General features: G+C 55.2%; 13 protein-coding genes. 1 reads left to right on the top strand and 12 read right to left on the bottom strand.

Translation table 11 applies throughout. From position 1 onward, the window contains the following. Position 1 precedes the first annotated feature (1 nt). On the bottom strand, positions 2-781 hold the full coding sequence (gene cmoM, locus ACQG1Y_RS08050) for a tRNA uridine 5-oxyacetic acid(34) methyltransferase CmoM (RefSeq protein WP_047365685.1): 780 nt from the start codon (positions 779-781) through the stop codon (positions 2-4). A 120-nt stretch (positions 782-901) separates the two neighbouring features. Between cmoM and elyC the strand changes: the two genes are divergently transcribed. Next, positions 902-1,681: an envelope biogenesis factor ElyC gene (gene elyC, locus ACQG1Y_RS08045; RefSeq protein ID WP_015570963.1), complete on the top strand. Its 780-nt coding sequence runs from the start codon at positions 902-904 to the stop codon at positions 1,679-1,681. Here elyC and ACQG1Y_RS08040 read toward each other — a convergent pair. The 11 genes from ACQG1Y_RS08040 to aroA all read right to left on the bottom strand — a co-directional run bounded on the left by ACQG1Y_RS08040 (position 1,658) and on the right by aroA (position 14,568). Further along, the gene (locus ACQG1Y_RS08040; RefSeq protein ID WP_254309698.1) at positions 1,658-2,551 is read right to left on the bottom strand and encodes a YcbJ family phosphotransferase; all 894 of its coding nucleotides are present in this window, start codon (positions 2,549-2,551) and stop codon (positions 1,658-1,660) included. The two genes, elyC and ACQG1Y_RS08040, sit on opposite strands and share 24 nt — an antisense overlap. A 142-nt stretch (positions 2,552-2,693) precedes the next feature. Further along, on the bottom strand, positions 2,694-3,440 hold the full coding sequence (gene kdsB, locus ACQG1Y_RS08035) for a 3-deoxy-manno-octulosonate cytidylyltransferase (protein WP_015570964.1): 747 nt from the start codon (positions 3,438-3,440) through the stop codon (positions 2,694-2,696). Then, positions 3,437-3,619: a protein YcaR gene (gene ycaR / locus ACQG1Y_RS08030; protein ID WP_003858220.1), complete on the bottom strand. Its 183-nt coding sequence runs from the start codon at positions 3,617-3,619 to the stop codon at positions 3,437-3,439. Before ycaR ends, kdsB begins: the two co-directional genes overlap by 4 nt. 45 nt (positions 3,620-3,664) lie before the next feature. Continuing rightward, a complete protein-coding gene (locus ACQG1Y_RS08025) occupies positions 3,665-4,894 on the bottom strand; it encodes a winged helix-turn-helix domain-containing protein (protein WP_032670207.1) in 1,230 nt (409 codons plus the stop codon). A gap of 43 nt (positions 4,895-4,937) precedes the next feature. Further along, complete coding sequence (gene lpxK / locus ACQG1Y_RS08020; RefSeq protein ID WP_032670208.1) at positions 4,938-5,915, bottom strand: tetraacyldisaccharide 4'-kinase; 978 nt, start codon at positions 5,913-5,915, stop codon at positions 4,938-4,940. After that, positions 5,912-7,660: a lipid A ABC transporter ATP-binding protein/permease MsbA gene (msbA, locus tag ACQG1Y_RS08015; protein ID WP_017693697.1), complete on the bottom strand. Its 1,749-nt coding sequence runs from the start codon at positions 7,658-7,660 to the stop codon at positions 5,912-5,914. Before msbA ends, lpxK begins: the two co-directional genes overlap by 4 nt. A gap of 36 nt (positions 7,661-7,696) precedes the next feature. After that, positions 7,697-9,961 (bottom strand): ComEC family protein, encoded by a 2,265-nt coding sequence (locus ACQG1Y_RS08010; protein WP_045907420.1) that lies wholly within the window; start codon positions 9,959-9,961, stop codon positions 7,697-7,699. A 211-nt stretch (positions 9,962-10,172) separates the two neighbouring features. Continuing rightward, positions 10,173-10,460: an integration host factor subunit beta gene (gene ihfB / locus ACQG1Y_RS08005; protein ID WP_003858233.1), complete on the bottom strand. Its 288-nt coding sequence runs from the start codon at positions 10,458-10,460 to the stop codon at positions 10,173-10,175. Positions 10,461-10,630: 170 nt separating this feature from the next. Next, positions 10,631-12,304, bottom strand: coding sequence for a 30S ribosomal protein S1 (rpsA, locus tag ACQG1Y_RS08000; RefSeq protein ID WP_003858235.1), 1,674 nt, complete (start codon positions 12,302-12,304; stop codon positions 10,631-10,633). A gap of 111 nt (positions 12,305-12,415) precedes the next feature. Further along, positions 12,416-13,099, bottom strand: coding sequence for a (d)CMP kinase (gene cmk, locus ACQG1Y_RS07995; RefSeq protein ID WP_015570968.1), 684 nt, complete (start codon positions 13,097-13,099; stop codon positions 12,416-12,418). A 185-nt stretch (positions 13,100-13,284) separates the two neighbouring features. Next, complete coding sequence (aroA, locus tag ACQG1Y_RS07990) at positions 13,285-14,568, bottom strand: 3-phosphoshikimate 1-carboxyvinyltransferase (RefSeq protein ID WP_426736726.1); 1,284 nt, start codon at positions 14,566-14,568, stop codon at positions 13,285-13,287. Positions 14,569-14,621: the final 53 nt, after the last annotated feature.

The raw sequence follows: 14,621 nt of genomic DNA, 5'->3' as shown, positions 1-14,621 counted from the left end.
ATTATCCTTGCATCTGCGGCTTGCGCGCGGTGACGTGTATATAGCGGCCAAGGCTCAGATAAGGCTCCTGGCGGCAGTACCGCGTCTCTATTTCTGTTAAGGCGTCTAAACAGTCATCCTGTTTTTGTTTATCACGCAGATAATCATGAAACACCCTCACGCCGGTTTTGCCGGTAATTTCCCAACCGATCTCCTCCAGCCAGCCATAGACCTGCTGCGGTTCACGGGGGAAATCCGGTGAAAGCGTGCGTCGTTTCTTTTTATACATGCCCTGCTGTACATAGCCAAAATTGCCGACCAGCACGTTTCGCATTAGCAGGCCGTTGGCATTGTAAAACATCAGCGATAACGCACCGCCCGGGCGCAACATCGACCACAGCGTTTCTAACATCGCTTGTGGTTCGGCGATCCATTCGAGCACAGCATGAAACAATATCAGATCAACCTGCGTTTCCAAATGCTGCGGAATGTCCTGAGCGGCGCAATGTATAAAATGCATGTTGTCGCTCACACCTTTCTCTTCTGCCGCTCGCCCTGCGCGCGCAACCATCTCGGCAGAAAGATCGCAAAGCGTGACGTGATGTCCCCGCTGCGCCATCAGAATTGCAGTCTGACCTTCCCCACCGCCGGCATCCAGCACGCGCAACGGTCGGTCACCGAATTCAGCCAGCAGCTTGTCCAGATCCTGCCAGAGGATCGTCTGACGAAGCTGACCTTTGGTGGTGCCATAAATGTTGCGCGAAAACTTTTCCGCGATGTCATCAAAATTGCGATCCCGCATTGGGAGGGTTCCACTCACTGCAAAACCGCTATTTTGTCACACCCGCGCGGAGAATGAACCACTCTGGTGTAATATCACCGACAATCGCCTGCTGTATGGTTAAAAAAGGAACCAAAAAGGATGCTTTTTACCCTAAAAAAATATATCGGAGGCATGATGCTTCCCCTTCCCCTGCTGTTGCTTCTCATCGCGCTGGGGCTGGCATTGATATGGTTTAGCCGCTTTCAGAAAAGCGGTAAATCCCTCGTTACCGTGGGCTGGCTGGCGCTGCTGTTACTCAGCCTGCAACCGGTCGCTGACGGTTTATTACGTCCGATTGAAAACACCTACCCGACATGGCAGGGAAATCAGAAGGTGGGCTATATCGTCGTGCTGGGCGGCGGGTATACCTGGGATCCGAACTGGGCGCCCAGCTCGAACCTGATCAACAACAGCCTGCCGCGCCTGAACGAGGGGATCCGCCTGTGGCTGGCCAATCCTGGATCGAAGATGATCTTCACGGGCGCTGCGGCAAAAACCAACCCGGTCAGTACCGCTGAAGCAGGAGCAAGAGTGGCTGAATCGCTTGGCGTACCACGTTCCGCCATCATCACGCTGGATAGCCCAAAAGATACCGAAGAAGAGGCGGCGGCGGTGAAACAGGCCATCGGTGATGTACCGTTCCTGCTGGTGACCTCTGCTTCACACCTGCCGCGCGCAATGATTTTCTTTGAGAAGCAGGGCCTGCATCCGCTTCCTGCTCCGGCAAACCAGATGGCTATTGACGCCCCGCTCAATCCGTGGGAACGGATAATCCCGTCCCCGGTATGGCTGATGCACAGCGATCGCGTCGGCTACGAGACGCTTGGCCGCCTCTGGCAGTGGCTCAAAGGTTCGTCAGGCAAGCCAGGGCAGGAGTGATTTTGCGGCCAGATCGAAACTGGCGCGATTAAAGCGCCCGGTGTTGACCAGCTGCGCCACCTCATCCCAGAGAAGATAGAGCCAGCGTCGCCAGAGAAAGGCCTCCGCAACGGGGGCGCGCTGAAGATAGTGCCAGAGCAAATCTTCCGCCGCCCCGCCCTCGCTCAGCCTGAACAGTTCGTACTCGCGCGGCGCCCAGAGCATGATCCCCGGCCCGACGATCGCCAGCAGCTGGTCGCTGCGCGAGTCTTTAAGCATACTGCGCAACGTGAAATTGCCGTGAACCAGCACGCAGTTGTCGTTAAAGCCCTCAAACAGCGTCGGCAGACACTCCCGGGTGCGGAATAAAATACGTTTGTCCTGCATCGTTAAACCGGTGTTGTTGAACTGGTTCAGCGTGCCCCACAGCACCTCGACACGCTGGCGATACCACAGCGGCCACAGGTTTTCCTGCGTACTGTCTACCGCGCCAACAAGACCCCGGCTGTCCTGCCGATGCCAGGCAAGCAGAGCCTCGACAATCTGATCTTTCAGCTGTTCCCAGCGCTCCGGTGTACGCGTCGGGGCTTCAACAGAAACCCCGCGTAAACGTTCGATAAGCAGAACATCCGGGCCGGGATGCTCCTCATGGGTCATCACGCCGTAGACCGTCGGCATGCGGACAGTCCCTTCCCGCGCCAGCATCGACATTTTCCAGGCCAGCTGTCTGGCGACGCCCGGCGAGGTAAAACTTCTGGCCATCAGCGGCATGGGGTTTCCCTGACTGTCGTACAACGACCAGAGTGCGGTATCGGCCTTTTCATTCACGCATTCCACCCGGCTTAGCTTTTCGCCAAGGAGATGGCTGAGTTCAGCACGCAGCTGTTCCATATGAGATTACCCCCATTAAGACTACTGCTTTTATAATGAGCGCGCGAAACCCGGATGTCACCCGGTAGAGATCAATAATGAAAAAGAAAAGGAAAATAGCCAGGCGGGAGAACATCCCCCCAGACGAGGGGATGCCAGCGAATTAACGCATTTCGACGCGTACGCGCTCGAGATCTTCAGGGGTATCCACGCCGGTGCCTGGGATTTCCTGGGCAACCGCAACGTGAATTTTCTCGCCGTACCACAGCACGCGAAGCTGTTCGAGCATTTCAATATGCTCCAGCGGGCTTGGTGCCCAGGCGACGTAGCGACGAATAAAGCCAGCGCGGTAGCCGTAAATACCGATGTGGCGCAGGAAGGTTTCGCCGATTGTCTCTTTCGATTGCGCGAAACGATCGCGATCCCACGGAATGGTGGCGCGGGAGAAATAGAGCGCGTAGCCCTCTGCGTCCATGACCACTTTCACCGCATTCGGATTGAACGCCTCTTCAGCGTGGTGAATCGGCACCGCGAGGGTCGCCATCCCGACCTGACGCTGTGCCAGGTTGTCGGCCACCTGACGGATAATCGCCGCCGGGATCATCGGCTCATCGCCCTGCACGTTCACAATCACCGTCTCGTCGCTGAAACCGCATTTTTCGACGACTTCCGCCAGGCGCTCGGTGCCTGACTGATGATCGGCACGGGTCATGCACACTTCCCCACCCGCGGCCTCAACCGCGCGCGCAACATCTGGGTGATCGGTGGCGACGATGACGCGTCCGGCGCCCGATTCGCGTGCCCGTTCAAGGACATGCACAATCATCGGTTTGCCATTGATATCCACCAGCGGTTTACCTGGCAGGCGCGTTGAAGCATAACGCGCAGGGATAATGACAACAAAACTCATGGTTTGATCTCTTCTGCCACCAGGGAACGGGCTTCATTTTCCAGCAGTACCGGAATACCGTCACGCAGCGGGAACGCCAGGCTGTCCAGTTTGCAAATCAGCTCTTGTTTATCCTGGCTGTAATACAGTTTGCCGTTGCACACCGGGCAGGCAATAATTTCAAGTAAACGGTGATCCATAGTTCCTCCGTATGGGTAATCGCTAAAGCTTATCACATTCCCTTTTCAGGGAGTGCCTGTTTCCCAGCCACCTCGACAGGTCGTAAACAGCCCCGCAGGCACGCGACCGAGTACAATTTCATGCGCCCCCTGCCAGCGGGCAAATTCACTGAGCGCAGTCGTTAACCCTTTTTCCAGGCCAGCCGTCACCTTTATGCCCTCTTCAAGCCAGAGCGCGATAATTTCAAGCATGCCGGTTTTACGGTGCATTTTAGCGTCCATGCGCCCGACTAGCTGGCCTTTGTGCAGCAGCGGCAAAACAAAATAACCATACTGCCGCCTGGGCGCCGGAGTGTAGCATTCCAGACGGTAGCTGAAATTAAACAACTGCCCGGCCCGCTTTCTGTCCCAGACCACGGGGTCGAACGGCGACAGCACGGCACTGTGGGTCGCCTGGAGTTTGCCCTCCTGCGCCTGCGCCAGCAGAGGGAACAAATCCGCATGCAACCACATTTCACCTAACGACTCTACCGAGACCGGCATGACGCGCTGTTCGCGCTGCCACAATTCCAGCAGTGGTTTTAGCTGCGGCTGACGCAGACGATAATAATCCGCCAGCCACTGTGGGCGGAAAATGCCAAGGCTGCGGGCGCTGTTCCCGAGCATGATGGCTTCGGCTGCGTCCTGAGACAGCAGTTCACGCGTATCGTCCCAGTGAGGCATAACACGGTGCGTGAGGTCATAGACGCGCTGAAAGTTGCGGCGCTCGACCACCATCACTTTGCCCGACGTAAACAGCCCTTCAAGATGGCGTTTGTGCGGTTTCCACTCCCACCATCCGCTTGCGCCTTTTCGCGGGTGTTCAAAATCCGCGGAGCGTACCGGCCCGTTTTCCTGAATATGGGCAATCAGTTGCTCTATTTCATCCGCGTGTTCCACCATCCACTCCTGACGGTATTTCCAGCCCATTTTGTCCGGGGCGAGCATGCGGTGACGCACCAGTGCAAAATCGCTTCGCGGGAGAAAACAGGCTTCATGCGCCCAGTATTCCATCAGTTCGCCCTGACTTAGCGCATTATCCAGCCACTGCGGAGGATAGTTTCCCAGGCGGCTAAACAGGACCAGATACGGGCTACGCGCCACGATGTTAATGGTGTCGATTTGCAGCAACGACATGCGTTGCACGGTAGAGAGGATATCAGCTGGCTGCGCGCGGCGGCGGGGCTTTTTCAGAAGCCCCTGGGCGGCAAGATGCAGGTTTCGTGCGGCTGCAAGTGAGAATTGCGGTAGAGACATGCGTTTTCCTGTCAGTCAAAGCGCCACCGGAACCGCGTAGAAGTTACTGCACTAACGCGAGCAGTTCCTTGAGCAAATGTTCCGGCTGTTCGCCGCTGAGTTCAGCGTCAACCGGCAGATACCACCAGTTTTCTTTCGCAAAGGCCCGGCATTTTACCGCGTCTTTTTCCGTCATGATCAGCGTCTGTCCCGGCGCTGCCAGCCTTTCAACCTCTTCGGCAACTAACGCCTGGTGATCGGCCAGCGGCACCCGTTTATCAAGCTTTGCGCCGCACTGCTCCAGCGTTGCGAAGAAACGCGGCGGATGACCTATACCGGCCATCGCAACCAGATGTTCCAGTTGCGCGACGTCTTTACGCACGCCGGTCAAGATATTCACGGCCTGTCCGGGACGAAGATACATCGGGATTTCGCCCGCTCTGGCTTCACCACCGTTCACAATCACGGCATCGACGCTCTTCAGGCGCGACGCACGCTCACGCATTGGACCGGCTGGCAGCCACCAGCCGTTGCCAAAACGCCGCACGCCGTCAATGACCACGATCTCTTTGTCACGCGCCAGCGCGTAATGCTGCAAACCATCATCGGTAATAACGATTTGTACGTCATGCTCCGCAAGCAGTGCCTTCACGGCATCACTGCGCACCGGCGATACCGCAACCGGCGCGCCGGTACGCTGGTAAATCAGTACCGGCTCATCACCGGCTTCAGCGGTTGTCGTAGCTGGGCTCAGCACCAGTGGATACTGCGCCGCTTTACCACCGTAACCGCGTGAGACAACTCCCGGGCGGATACCACGTTTATGGAGCTGTTCTACCAGCCAGATCACCACCGGGGTTTTGCCGTTTCCACCCGCCGTCAGGTTGCCGACCACCACCACCGGTACCGGTGCGCGCCAGGCGCGCTTGATCCCGAGGCGGTAAAGCAGACGAATAGTACCGCTCACCAGGCCATACAGCCAGGAGAGCGGGAGAAGCAGCACCCACAGAGGGGATTCACCCGACCAGATGCGTGCAATCATTGACCGAACTGCATTTTATGAAGCTGCGCGTAAACACCACGCTGTTCCAGCAGGTCCGCATGGCTGCCGCGTTCAACGATCACGCCATCTTCCACCACCACGATTTCGTCAGCCTGTTCGATGGTCGACAGACGGTGCGCGATAACCAGCGAGGTACGGTTTTTCTGTAATTCATCCAGAGCAGACTGGATAGCGCGTTCAGATTCCGTATCCAGTGCGGACGTTGCTTCATCGAGGATCAGAATCGGGCTGTTGCGCAGCAGCGCACGGGCAATCGCGATACGCTGACGCTGACCACCGGAGAGCAGCACCCCGTTTTCGCCAATGATCGTATCCAGACCGTTATCCATTTTGTTAATGAAGTCCATCGCATAGGCCATACGCGCCGCATTCTCAATCTCTTCACGGCTGTACTCTTCGGTACGGGCATACGCAATGTTGTTCGCCACCGTATCGTTGAACAGATGCACGTTCTGCGAGACCAGCGCGACCTGGTTACGCAGCGACTGGAGGGTATATTCCCGCAGGTCGTGACCATCAAGCAGGATCTCGCCCTGGTCGATATCGTAGAAACGGGTAATCAGGCTGGCAATGGTCGACTTGCCCGAACCGGAACGACCGACCAGCGCAACGGTTTTACCCGCCGGGATGGACAGGCTGATATCACGCAGCGCCGGCACTTCACGGCCTGGATAGGTAAAGGTGACGTTACGGAATTCCAGGTCGCCTTTAGCGCGCTCGATCACGCGTGTACCTTCATCTTTTTCCTGTTCGGAATCGAGGATGCTGAACAGCGTCTGACAGGCTGCCATCCCGCGCTGGAACTGGGCGTTGACGTTAGTCAGCGATTTCAGCGGACGCATCAGCGCAATCATGGATGAGAACACCACGGTAATGGTACCCGCAGTCAGGGTTTCCATGACGCTCGGGAAACTGGCGGCATACAGGACGAAGGCCAGGGCCAGAGAGGCAATCAGCTGAATGATCGGATCGGAAATCGACGAGGCCGATACCATTTTCATTCCTTGCAGGCGCATTCTGTTGCTGACCTTGTCAAAGCGTTTGGTTTCGACTTCCTGACCGCCGAAAATCAACACTTCCTTATGGCCTTTCAGCATCTGCTCGGCGCTGGTAGTCACCTGCCCCATCGTATTCTGCATATTTTTACTGATGTTGCGAAAACGCTTTGATACCACGCGGATCGCGATGGAGACAATCGGCGCCAGCACAATAAGGATCAGCGACAGTTGCCAGCTGTAATAGAACATCATCGCGAACAGGCCGATGATGGATGCGCCTTCACGCACAACGGTAATCAGTGCGCTGGAAGAGGACGACGCCACCTGCTCTGAATCGTAGGTAATACGCGACAGCAGGGTGCCGGTTGACTGTTTGTCAAAGAATGAGACCGGCATCCCCATCATATGACTGAATAATCGACGGCGCATGGTCATCACCACTTTACCGGATACCCAGGAGATGCAGTAGCTGGATACATAGCTGGAGATTCCGCGTAAGATCATCAGCCCAATAACCACCAGCGGCATCCATAGCAGCACTGAACGATCCGTTTTACCGAAACCGTCATCCAGTAACGGTTTGAGAAGCGATAACATAAACGTATCGCTGGCTGCGTTGAGGATTAACGCTACGCCCGCCACGATCAAGCCTGTTTTGAAAGGAGCAATCATCGGCCAGAGCCGGCGGAACGTTTGCCACGTGGAGAGATCTTTGTCGTTATGCATTCAAAAAACCAGCATTTGTTGAAATAGCCGCATATTCTACCCGTTATCTACGGGCGCGCCAAACCACTGATGATACCAACGCGGTAAATAGTGTTCGCGTAAGCGACGAATTTGCCGACTATGGTGCGAAAAGGTCACAGATATCTGCCCGGAATGCGGGGTATCAAGCCAGAGATATCCCTCCGTTCGATAGCGCCGAACCACTTTAATAGAAGGGAAATGCCACGCGTTATAGCGGGCCATCGAGGCCAGCGAAACCTGCCCCTCTACGCGCTGTAGCAACGGTGTTGAAGATGACGTGTTACTTCCATGATGCGGCACCTGAATCAGTGTAGACGCAAGCTGACGCCAGCGGTGGCTTAGCATTGCCAGTTCTGCCTGCGCTTCAATGTCTCCGGTCAGTAAAACGCTCTGTTCGCCGTCATCGATTTTTACCACACAGGAGCGGTTGTTACCTTTCGCCGAGGTGTTTTCGGGTGGCCAGTGCACGGAGAACGTTAAACCCTGCCACTGCCATCGCTGTCCTCGAAAGCACGGAAGATGTCCGGACCAGGATAAGGGGCTCCTGATCCACATTGCGGGCCAGGCAGCTTTTAGCGATGCCAGTCCCCCCGCGTGGTCGAGATGTTCATGGCTCAGGATCACCCCTTCCGGTCTCAGATGATGCCAGCGTAGCCAGGGGATAATCAGCTGCTGCGCACTGTCCCCACCGGGCCATGCCAGCCCGGTGTCATACAGAATGGCCTTGCCGTGACGCTCAATGACCATCGCCAGCCCCTGCCCTACATCCAGCATATGCAGGGACCAGCTGTCTGTTTTAACCCTGTGCCAGAGGGGAAAGGCCAGCACCACGCTGCCTGCCAGACAGACTGCGGGTGCTGCGCTGAAGGCCCTGAATCGCCAGCCAATGACCAGCAGCCACGGCAGTAACGTCAGGTATTGCCAGCGTTCATCAACGTCCTGCCAGCCATTCGGTAAACGCATCAATAGCCAGAAAAGCCCTGCCAGAGATTTATCAGTAGCCAGCCAGACGATACTTTCCAGCGCAGCGACCGGAAACAGATGCAGAAACATGCCGAGCAGGATCAGCGGAACTGAGATAAACGTGACCAGAGGAACGGCAAACAGGTTCGCCACCAGCGAGGAGAGGCTGAAACCATGGAAAATCAGGACCTGAAGCGGCAACAGAAGCAGCAGCATTCCGACCTGCAAATACAACAGCGTAACCAGCGGCCGCAGGCACCGGCCACGTTGCCAGTGCGGGAGAGGCAACCACTGATACCAAAAAATAAGCGCGGCGACCGCAAACGCTGACAACGCCAGGCTTTGTGACAGTACCGCCAGTGGGTCGAAAATCAGGATCGCCGCCACGCAGGTAAGCCATACCTGCCAGGGCGACCACTGGTGACCGCTCATTTTTAATGCAGCCAGTACCACAAGCGCGATAACCGTGCGCAGCGCGGGCGGCTGCAAGCCCGTTAGCCATGCGTAAAACGCGGCAAAAATCAGCCCTGCCAGCAAGGGGATTTGCCAGATAATCCAGCGGCCCGGCAGGAAGAACTGGATGCCCCGCGCCAGAAACCAGATGACAGAAGCGGCCAGCGCAATATGTAATCCCGAGATTGCCATCAGATGCATCGTTCCGGTATCACGCATCAGGTTTTTTATCTCCCGCGAGACCGACAGCCGCTCCCCCATCCCCAGCCCCAGGATCACGGGTCCCCACTGATATGCTGAAAGAGTATTCTGTAGTGATGTCAGGTATTGCGCACGCAGGCTACAGCCTTCGTCAACGAGCGCCGCATGGGTAAACCGTCCACTCAGCGTCTGGTGTCGGGCAAAGGCATTTTTCTGTGAATCATAGCCGCCATCGTTGAGTTCTCCGTGTACCGCCCTGAGCCGCAGGGTCATTGCCCAGCGTTGACCCACGCAGACGTTTTGCGGCAAATAGTTGCCATACAGCGCCACGCCCATGGCAGCCCATACGCGTTCTCCATTGAGGCTGACAATCCTTCCCTGATGCATCGTTGCGCCGTCCGTTGCGGTAATGACCACCTCGGCCTGCTGCGGTGCTTGCGTTAAATAGTTCATCGGCCACACGCTTTCCTGAGCGGCCAGGATCCCCCAGCACATAAAAAGCAATGCGAGGCCTGAAAACCTGAGCCATTTTCTCTGCTGTACGGATAACGCAATTCCTGCGGCAATCAGCAACCAGACAATATGCAAATCAGGCAAAACGGGTAACCAATAGAGCGGGATTATGGCCAGAATGGCGCACATACTGATAACGTGGATCCCCATCTTCACCTCCATGTTTCAGGCGATTATGCGGCGGGACTGATGCGTCGTCAGACAGAAAAAACGTGATTTACAGCGGGCGCTGCAACGTTTTAAGCGCTTACAGCAAAGAGAAAATATAAATGCGGCGCGTATTCAGAAATGCAGGGGCGGGATACAAAAAAAGCACCCTAAGGTGCTTTCTTTAAACTCAGTTTAACCCTGATGATTAAACTCAGTTACCGTAAATATTGGCGCGATCGCGCAGTTCTTTACCCGGCTTAAAGTGCGGAACATACTTTCCTTCCAGCTCCACTTTATCGCCAGTCTTCGGGTTACGCCCGGTACGTGGTGCACGATAGTGCAGAGAAAAACTACCGAAACCGCGGATTTCAATGCGCTCGCCCTGGGCAAGAGTGGTAGCCATATGCTCCAGCATCTCTTTAACGGCATCTTCCACAGCCTTGGCAGGGATATGCGGTTGCTGACTGGCAAGTCTTTCAATCAATTCTGACTTGGTCATGATTCCTCCGGTTCCTTTCAAACCCATTAGCTGAACAGCTTATTAAACAAGGGCGGCCGTAGCCGCCCTTTGTTATTGATTACAGGACGAATCCTGCAATCTGTCAAGTCTGCTCGCCATCCTTCGCGCTGTAAATGCGTTACAGCTCAAATGATGGTGCGAACCTGAACTTACTCGCCTTTAGCTGCTTTGAAAGCTTCAGCCATTGCGTTGTTAGAGAAGTTTGCATCTTCCTGTTTGTTCACAGTTGCGATTGCATCTTTCTCATCAGCTTCGTCTTTAGCACGAACAGACAGGCTGATTGCACGGTTCTTACGGTCAACACCGGTGAACTTAGCTTCAACGTCGTCACCAACGCTCAGAACCAGAGTTGCATCTTCAACGCGGTCACGTGAAGCTTCGGAAGCGCGCAGGTAGCCTTCAACGCCGTCAGCCAGTTCTACGGTTGCGCCTTTAGCGTCAACAGCAGTCACTTTACCGTTTACGATTGCGCCTTTCTTGTTCAGTGCAACCCAGTTGTTGAACGGATCTTCTGCGAGCTGTTTAACGCCCAGGGAGATACGCTCACGCTCTGCGTCAACTTGCAGAACAACTGCTGCGATTTCGTCGCCTTTTTTGTATTCACGAACTGCTTCTTCGCCTGCAACGTTCCAGGAGATGTCAGACAGGTGAACCAGGCCATCGATGCCGCCGTCCAGGCCGATGAAGATACCGAAGTCAGTGATAGACTTGATTTTACCTTCAACACGGTCGCCCTTGTTGTGGGTTTCCGCGAACTGCTGCCATGGGTTGTTTTTGCACTGCTTCAGGCCCAGGGAGATACGACGACGTTCTTCGTCGATATCCAGAACCATCACTTCCACTACATCACCAACGTTAACAACTTTGGATGGGTGGATGTTTTTGTTGGTCCAGTCCATTTCGGAAACGTGCACCAGACCTTCAACGCCTTCTTCGATTTCAACGAAGCAGCCGTAGTCAGTCAGGTTGGTAACGCGACCAGTCAGTTTAGTACCTTCTGGGTAACGCTTAGCGATAGCTACCCATGGATCTTCGCCCAGCTGTTTCAGGCCGAGGGATACACGAGTACGCTCGCGGTCGAACTTCAGCACTTTAACAGTGATTTCGTCGCCCACGTTCACGATTTCGCTTGGGTGCTTAACGCGTTTCCACGCCATGTCGGTGATGTGCAGCAGGCCATCAACGCCGCCCAGGTCAACGAATGCGCCGTAGTCAGTGAGGTTCTTAACGATACCTTTGACTTCCATGCCTTCCTGCAGGTTTTCCAGCAGCTGATCGCGTTCTGCGCTGTTTTCGGATTCGATAACGGCACGACGGGAAACAACAACGTTGTTACGCTTCTGGTCCAGCTTGATTACTTTGAACTCAAGCTCTTTGCCTTCGAGGTGCAGGGTGTCACGGACTGGACGAACGTCTACCAGAGAACCTGGCAGGAACGCACGAATACCATTCAGCTCAACAGTGAAGCCACCTTTAACTTTGCCGTTGATAACACCGACCACAGTTTCAGCTTCTTCGTAAGCTTTTTCCAGCGTGATCCATGCTTCGTGACGTTTAGCTTTCTCACGAGACAGCAGGGTTTCGCCGAAGCCGTCTTCTACTGCGTCCAGAGCAACGTCAACTTCGTCACCAACCTGGATTTCCAGCTCGCCCTGGGCGTTTTTGAACTGCTCAGCCGGGATGGCAGACTCAGATTTCAGACCGGCGTCAACCAGTACAACGTCTTTGTCGATAGCAACAACAACGCCACGAACGATGGAACCCGGACGGGTTTCGATTTCTTTTAAGGATTCTTCAAACAGTTGAGCAAAAGATTCAGTCATGTTTAATCTTCAGGTTAATATTAACGTCCACCTGGCTCCGTGCCGGATGGGGTTGTTTCACATACCCGCCGTCAATCCATTGCAGCGGGGGTACTGCTAAATCGGTCGCGATTACGCGAGTGCCAGTTTTTGGCGCGCATATTGTAGCGCTTTTTCAATCACTTGCTCAATAGTTAAACTGGTTGAATCCAGCACTAATGCGTCTTGCGCGGGAACAAGTGGTGCGACGGCGCGGTTACGATCGCGGTCATCGCGCTCTTTTATCTCGGATAAAAGGCGATCAAAGTTAACACTAAACCCCTTTTCCTGCAACTGAAGCATGCGGCGTTGAGCACGTTCTTCTGAAGAGGCGTCAAGGAAAATTTTCACTGGCGCATCGGGGAATACCACGGTTCCCATGTCGCGGCCGTCGGCGATCAGCCCCGGCGCTTCACGGAAACCGCGCTGGCGACGTAACAGCGCTTCACGAACGCGTGGGAAAGCCGCCACCTGAGAGGCCGCATTGGCCACTTCCTGGGTACGGATTTCACCGCTGACGTCTTCCCCTTCCAGGATCACTTCAAGGTTGCCATCGGTCGAGACAAAACGCACATCCAGATGCGCAGCCAGCGGTACCAGCGCTTCTTCAGACGCAACATCCACATGATGATGCAGCGCAGCCAGCGCCAGCACGCGATAGATTGCTCCCGAATCTAAAAGATGCCATTGCAATGCTTCCGCCATCGCTTTGCACAGAGTACCTTTCCCTGCGCCACTTGGCCCATCAATGGTGATTACCGGGGCAATTGCCGTCATCTTTTTCTCCTTAATTAAGGCATACCGTTTACATGAACGCCGCGCATTATACGCGCCAACGTGCGCAACTGTTACCTTTGCGTGCAAATTACGGAATGATTGAAGCAGAGTGTAGAAGAAATGAAAGAGGATGAGTGTCAGAAAGCGTAAGGAAATGCCGCATCAGGTGATGCGGCATACGATCATCAGGCCAGGGTGCTAATGCGCGCCAGCTGTTCGAAGTAGTCCGGGAACGTTTTTGCCGTACACTTCGGATCAAGGATAGTGACTGGCGTATCTGACAACGCCACCAGCGAGAAACACATCGCCATGCGGTGATCGTTGTAGGTGCCAATTTCTGCAAATTGCAGTTTTGCCGGCGGCGTGACGCGAATGTAGTCTTCGCCCTCTTCTACCTCGGCCCCCACTTTACGCAGCTCGGTTGCCATCGCGAACAGGCGGTCCGTCTCTTTCACACGCCAGTTGTAAATGTTTCGCAGCGTGGTGGTGCCTTTCGCAAACAGCGCAGCGGTGGCAATGGTCATCGCCGCATCCGGAATATGGTTCATATCCATATCGATGGCGTTCAGCTCACCGTGGGTGCAGGAGATGAAGTCATCGCCCCAGGTCACCACCGCGCCCATTTTTTCCAGCACGTCAGCAAAACGGATATCGCCCTGCACGCTGTTGCGGCCAATGCCCGTCACTTTAACCGTACCGCCTTTAATCGCACCTGCGGCAAGGAAATAGGAGGCGGATGAAGCATCGCCTTCAACCAGGTAGTGGCCCGGGGACTGATACTGCTGCCCACCGCGAACCACGAAACGCTGATAAGACTGGTTTTCCACCTCAACACCAAAGGTGTTCATCAGGTGCAGGGTGATATCAATGTACGGCTTAGAAACCAGGTCGCCTTTAATGCTGATGACGGTGTCCTGTGGTGCCAGCGGTGCGGTCATCAGCAGCGCGGTCAGGAACTGGCTGGAAACGCTACCGTCAACCTCAACATTGCCGCCAGTGAATCCCCCGCGCAGACGCAGGGGCGGGTAATTTTCCTGCTCAAGATAATCAATCTGCGCGCCGCCCTGACGCAGGGCATCCACCAGATGGCCGATCGGACGCTCTTTCATTCGCGGCTCACCGGTCAGCACAATATCGTTACTCCCCAGACACAGCGCAGCGGCCAGAGGACGCATCGCGGTACCGGCGTTACCCAGGAAAAGCTCCAGCGCTTCAGCAGAATGTAACGCGCCGCCGTTACCGGTGACTTCACAACGGGTACGATCGTCAGACAGCGCGTACTGAACGCACAACGCTTTCAGTGCATTGAGCATATGGCGCACGTCATCGCTGTCCAGCAGATTAGTGAGGACGGTGGTGCCGTTTGCCAGAGCTGCCAGCAGCAGAGCGCGGTTCGAGACACTTTTTGAACCAGGCAGATTAATGGTGCCATCTACCCGCGCGATAGGTTGTAACGTCAGGGATTCCATGAAACTCAACTCTCAACTCAACATAATAAAAACCCCGCAGGAACGCTGCGGGG

Source organism: Enterobacter cloacae complex sp. 397G4 (assembly GCF_050031515.1).
Lineage (GTDB): Bacteria > Pseudomonadota > Gammaproteobacteria > Enterobacterales > Enterobacteriaceae > Enterobacter > Enterobacter hormaechei_C.
The sequence above is the reverse complement of the archived record's forward strand: the minus strand, read 5'-3'. Positions and strand labels throughout refer to the sequence as shown.

Coding starts and splice junctions, on each gene's coding strand:
- cmoM (WP_047365685.1), bottom strand. CDS start 781: ATGCGGGATCGCAATTTTGATGACATCGCGGAAAAGTTTTCGCGCAAC.
- elyC (WP_015570963.1), top strand. CDS start 902: ATGCTTTTTACCCTAAAAAAATATATCGGAGGCATGATGCTTCCCCTT.
- ACQG1Y_RS08040 (WP_254309698.1), bottom strand. CDS start 2,551: ATGGAACAGCTGCGTGCTGAACTCAGCCATCTCCTTGGCGAAAAGCTA.
- kdsB (WP_015570964.1), bottom strand. CDS start 3,440: ATGAGTTTTGTTGTCATTATCCCTGCGCGTTATGCTTCAACGCGCCTG.
- ycaR (WP_003858220.1), bottom strand. CDS start 3,619: ATGGATCACCGTTTACTTGAAATTATTGCCTGCCCGGTGTGCAACGGC.
- ACQG1Y_RS08025 (WP_032670207.1), bottom strand. CDS start 4,894: ATGTCTCTACCGCAATTCTCACTTGCAGCCGCACGAAACCTGCATCTT.
- lpxK (WP_032670208.1), bottom strand. CDS start 5,915: ATGATTGCACGCATCTGGTCGGGTGAATCCCCTCTGTGGGTGCTGCTT.
- msbA (WP_017693697.1), bottom strand. CDS start 7,660: ATGCATAACGACAAAGATCTCTCCACGTGGCAAACGTTCCGCCGGCTC.
- ACQG1Y_RS08010 (WP_045907420.1), bottom strand. CDS start 9,961: ATGGGGATCCACGTTATCAGTATGTGCGCCATTCTGGCCATAATCCCG.
- ihfB (WP_003858233.1), bottom strand. CDS start 10,460: ATGACCAAGTCAGAATTGATTGAAAGACTTGCCAGTCAGCAACCGCAT.
- rpsA (WP_003858235.1), bottom strand. CDS start 12,304: ATGACTGAATCTTTTGCTCAACTGTTTGAAGAATCCTTAAAAGAAATC.
- cmk (WP_015570968.1), bottom strand. CDS start 13,099: ATGACGGCAATTGCCCCGGTAATCACCATTGATGGGCCAAGTGGCGCA.
- aroA (WP_426736726.1), bottom strand. CDS start 14,568: ATGGAATCCCTGACGTTACAACCTATCGCGCGGGTAGATGGCACCATT.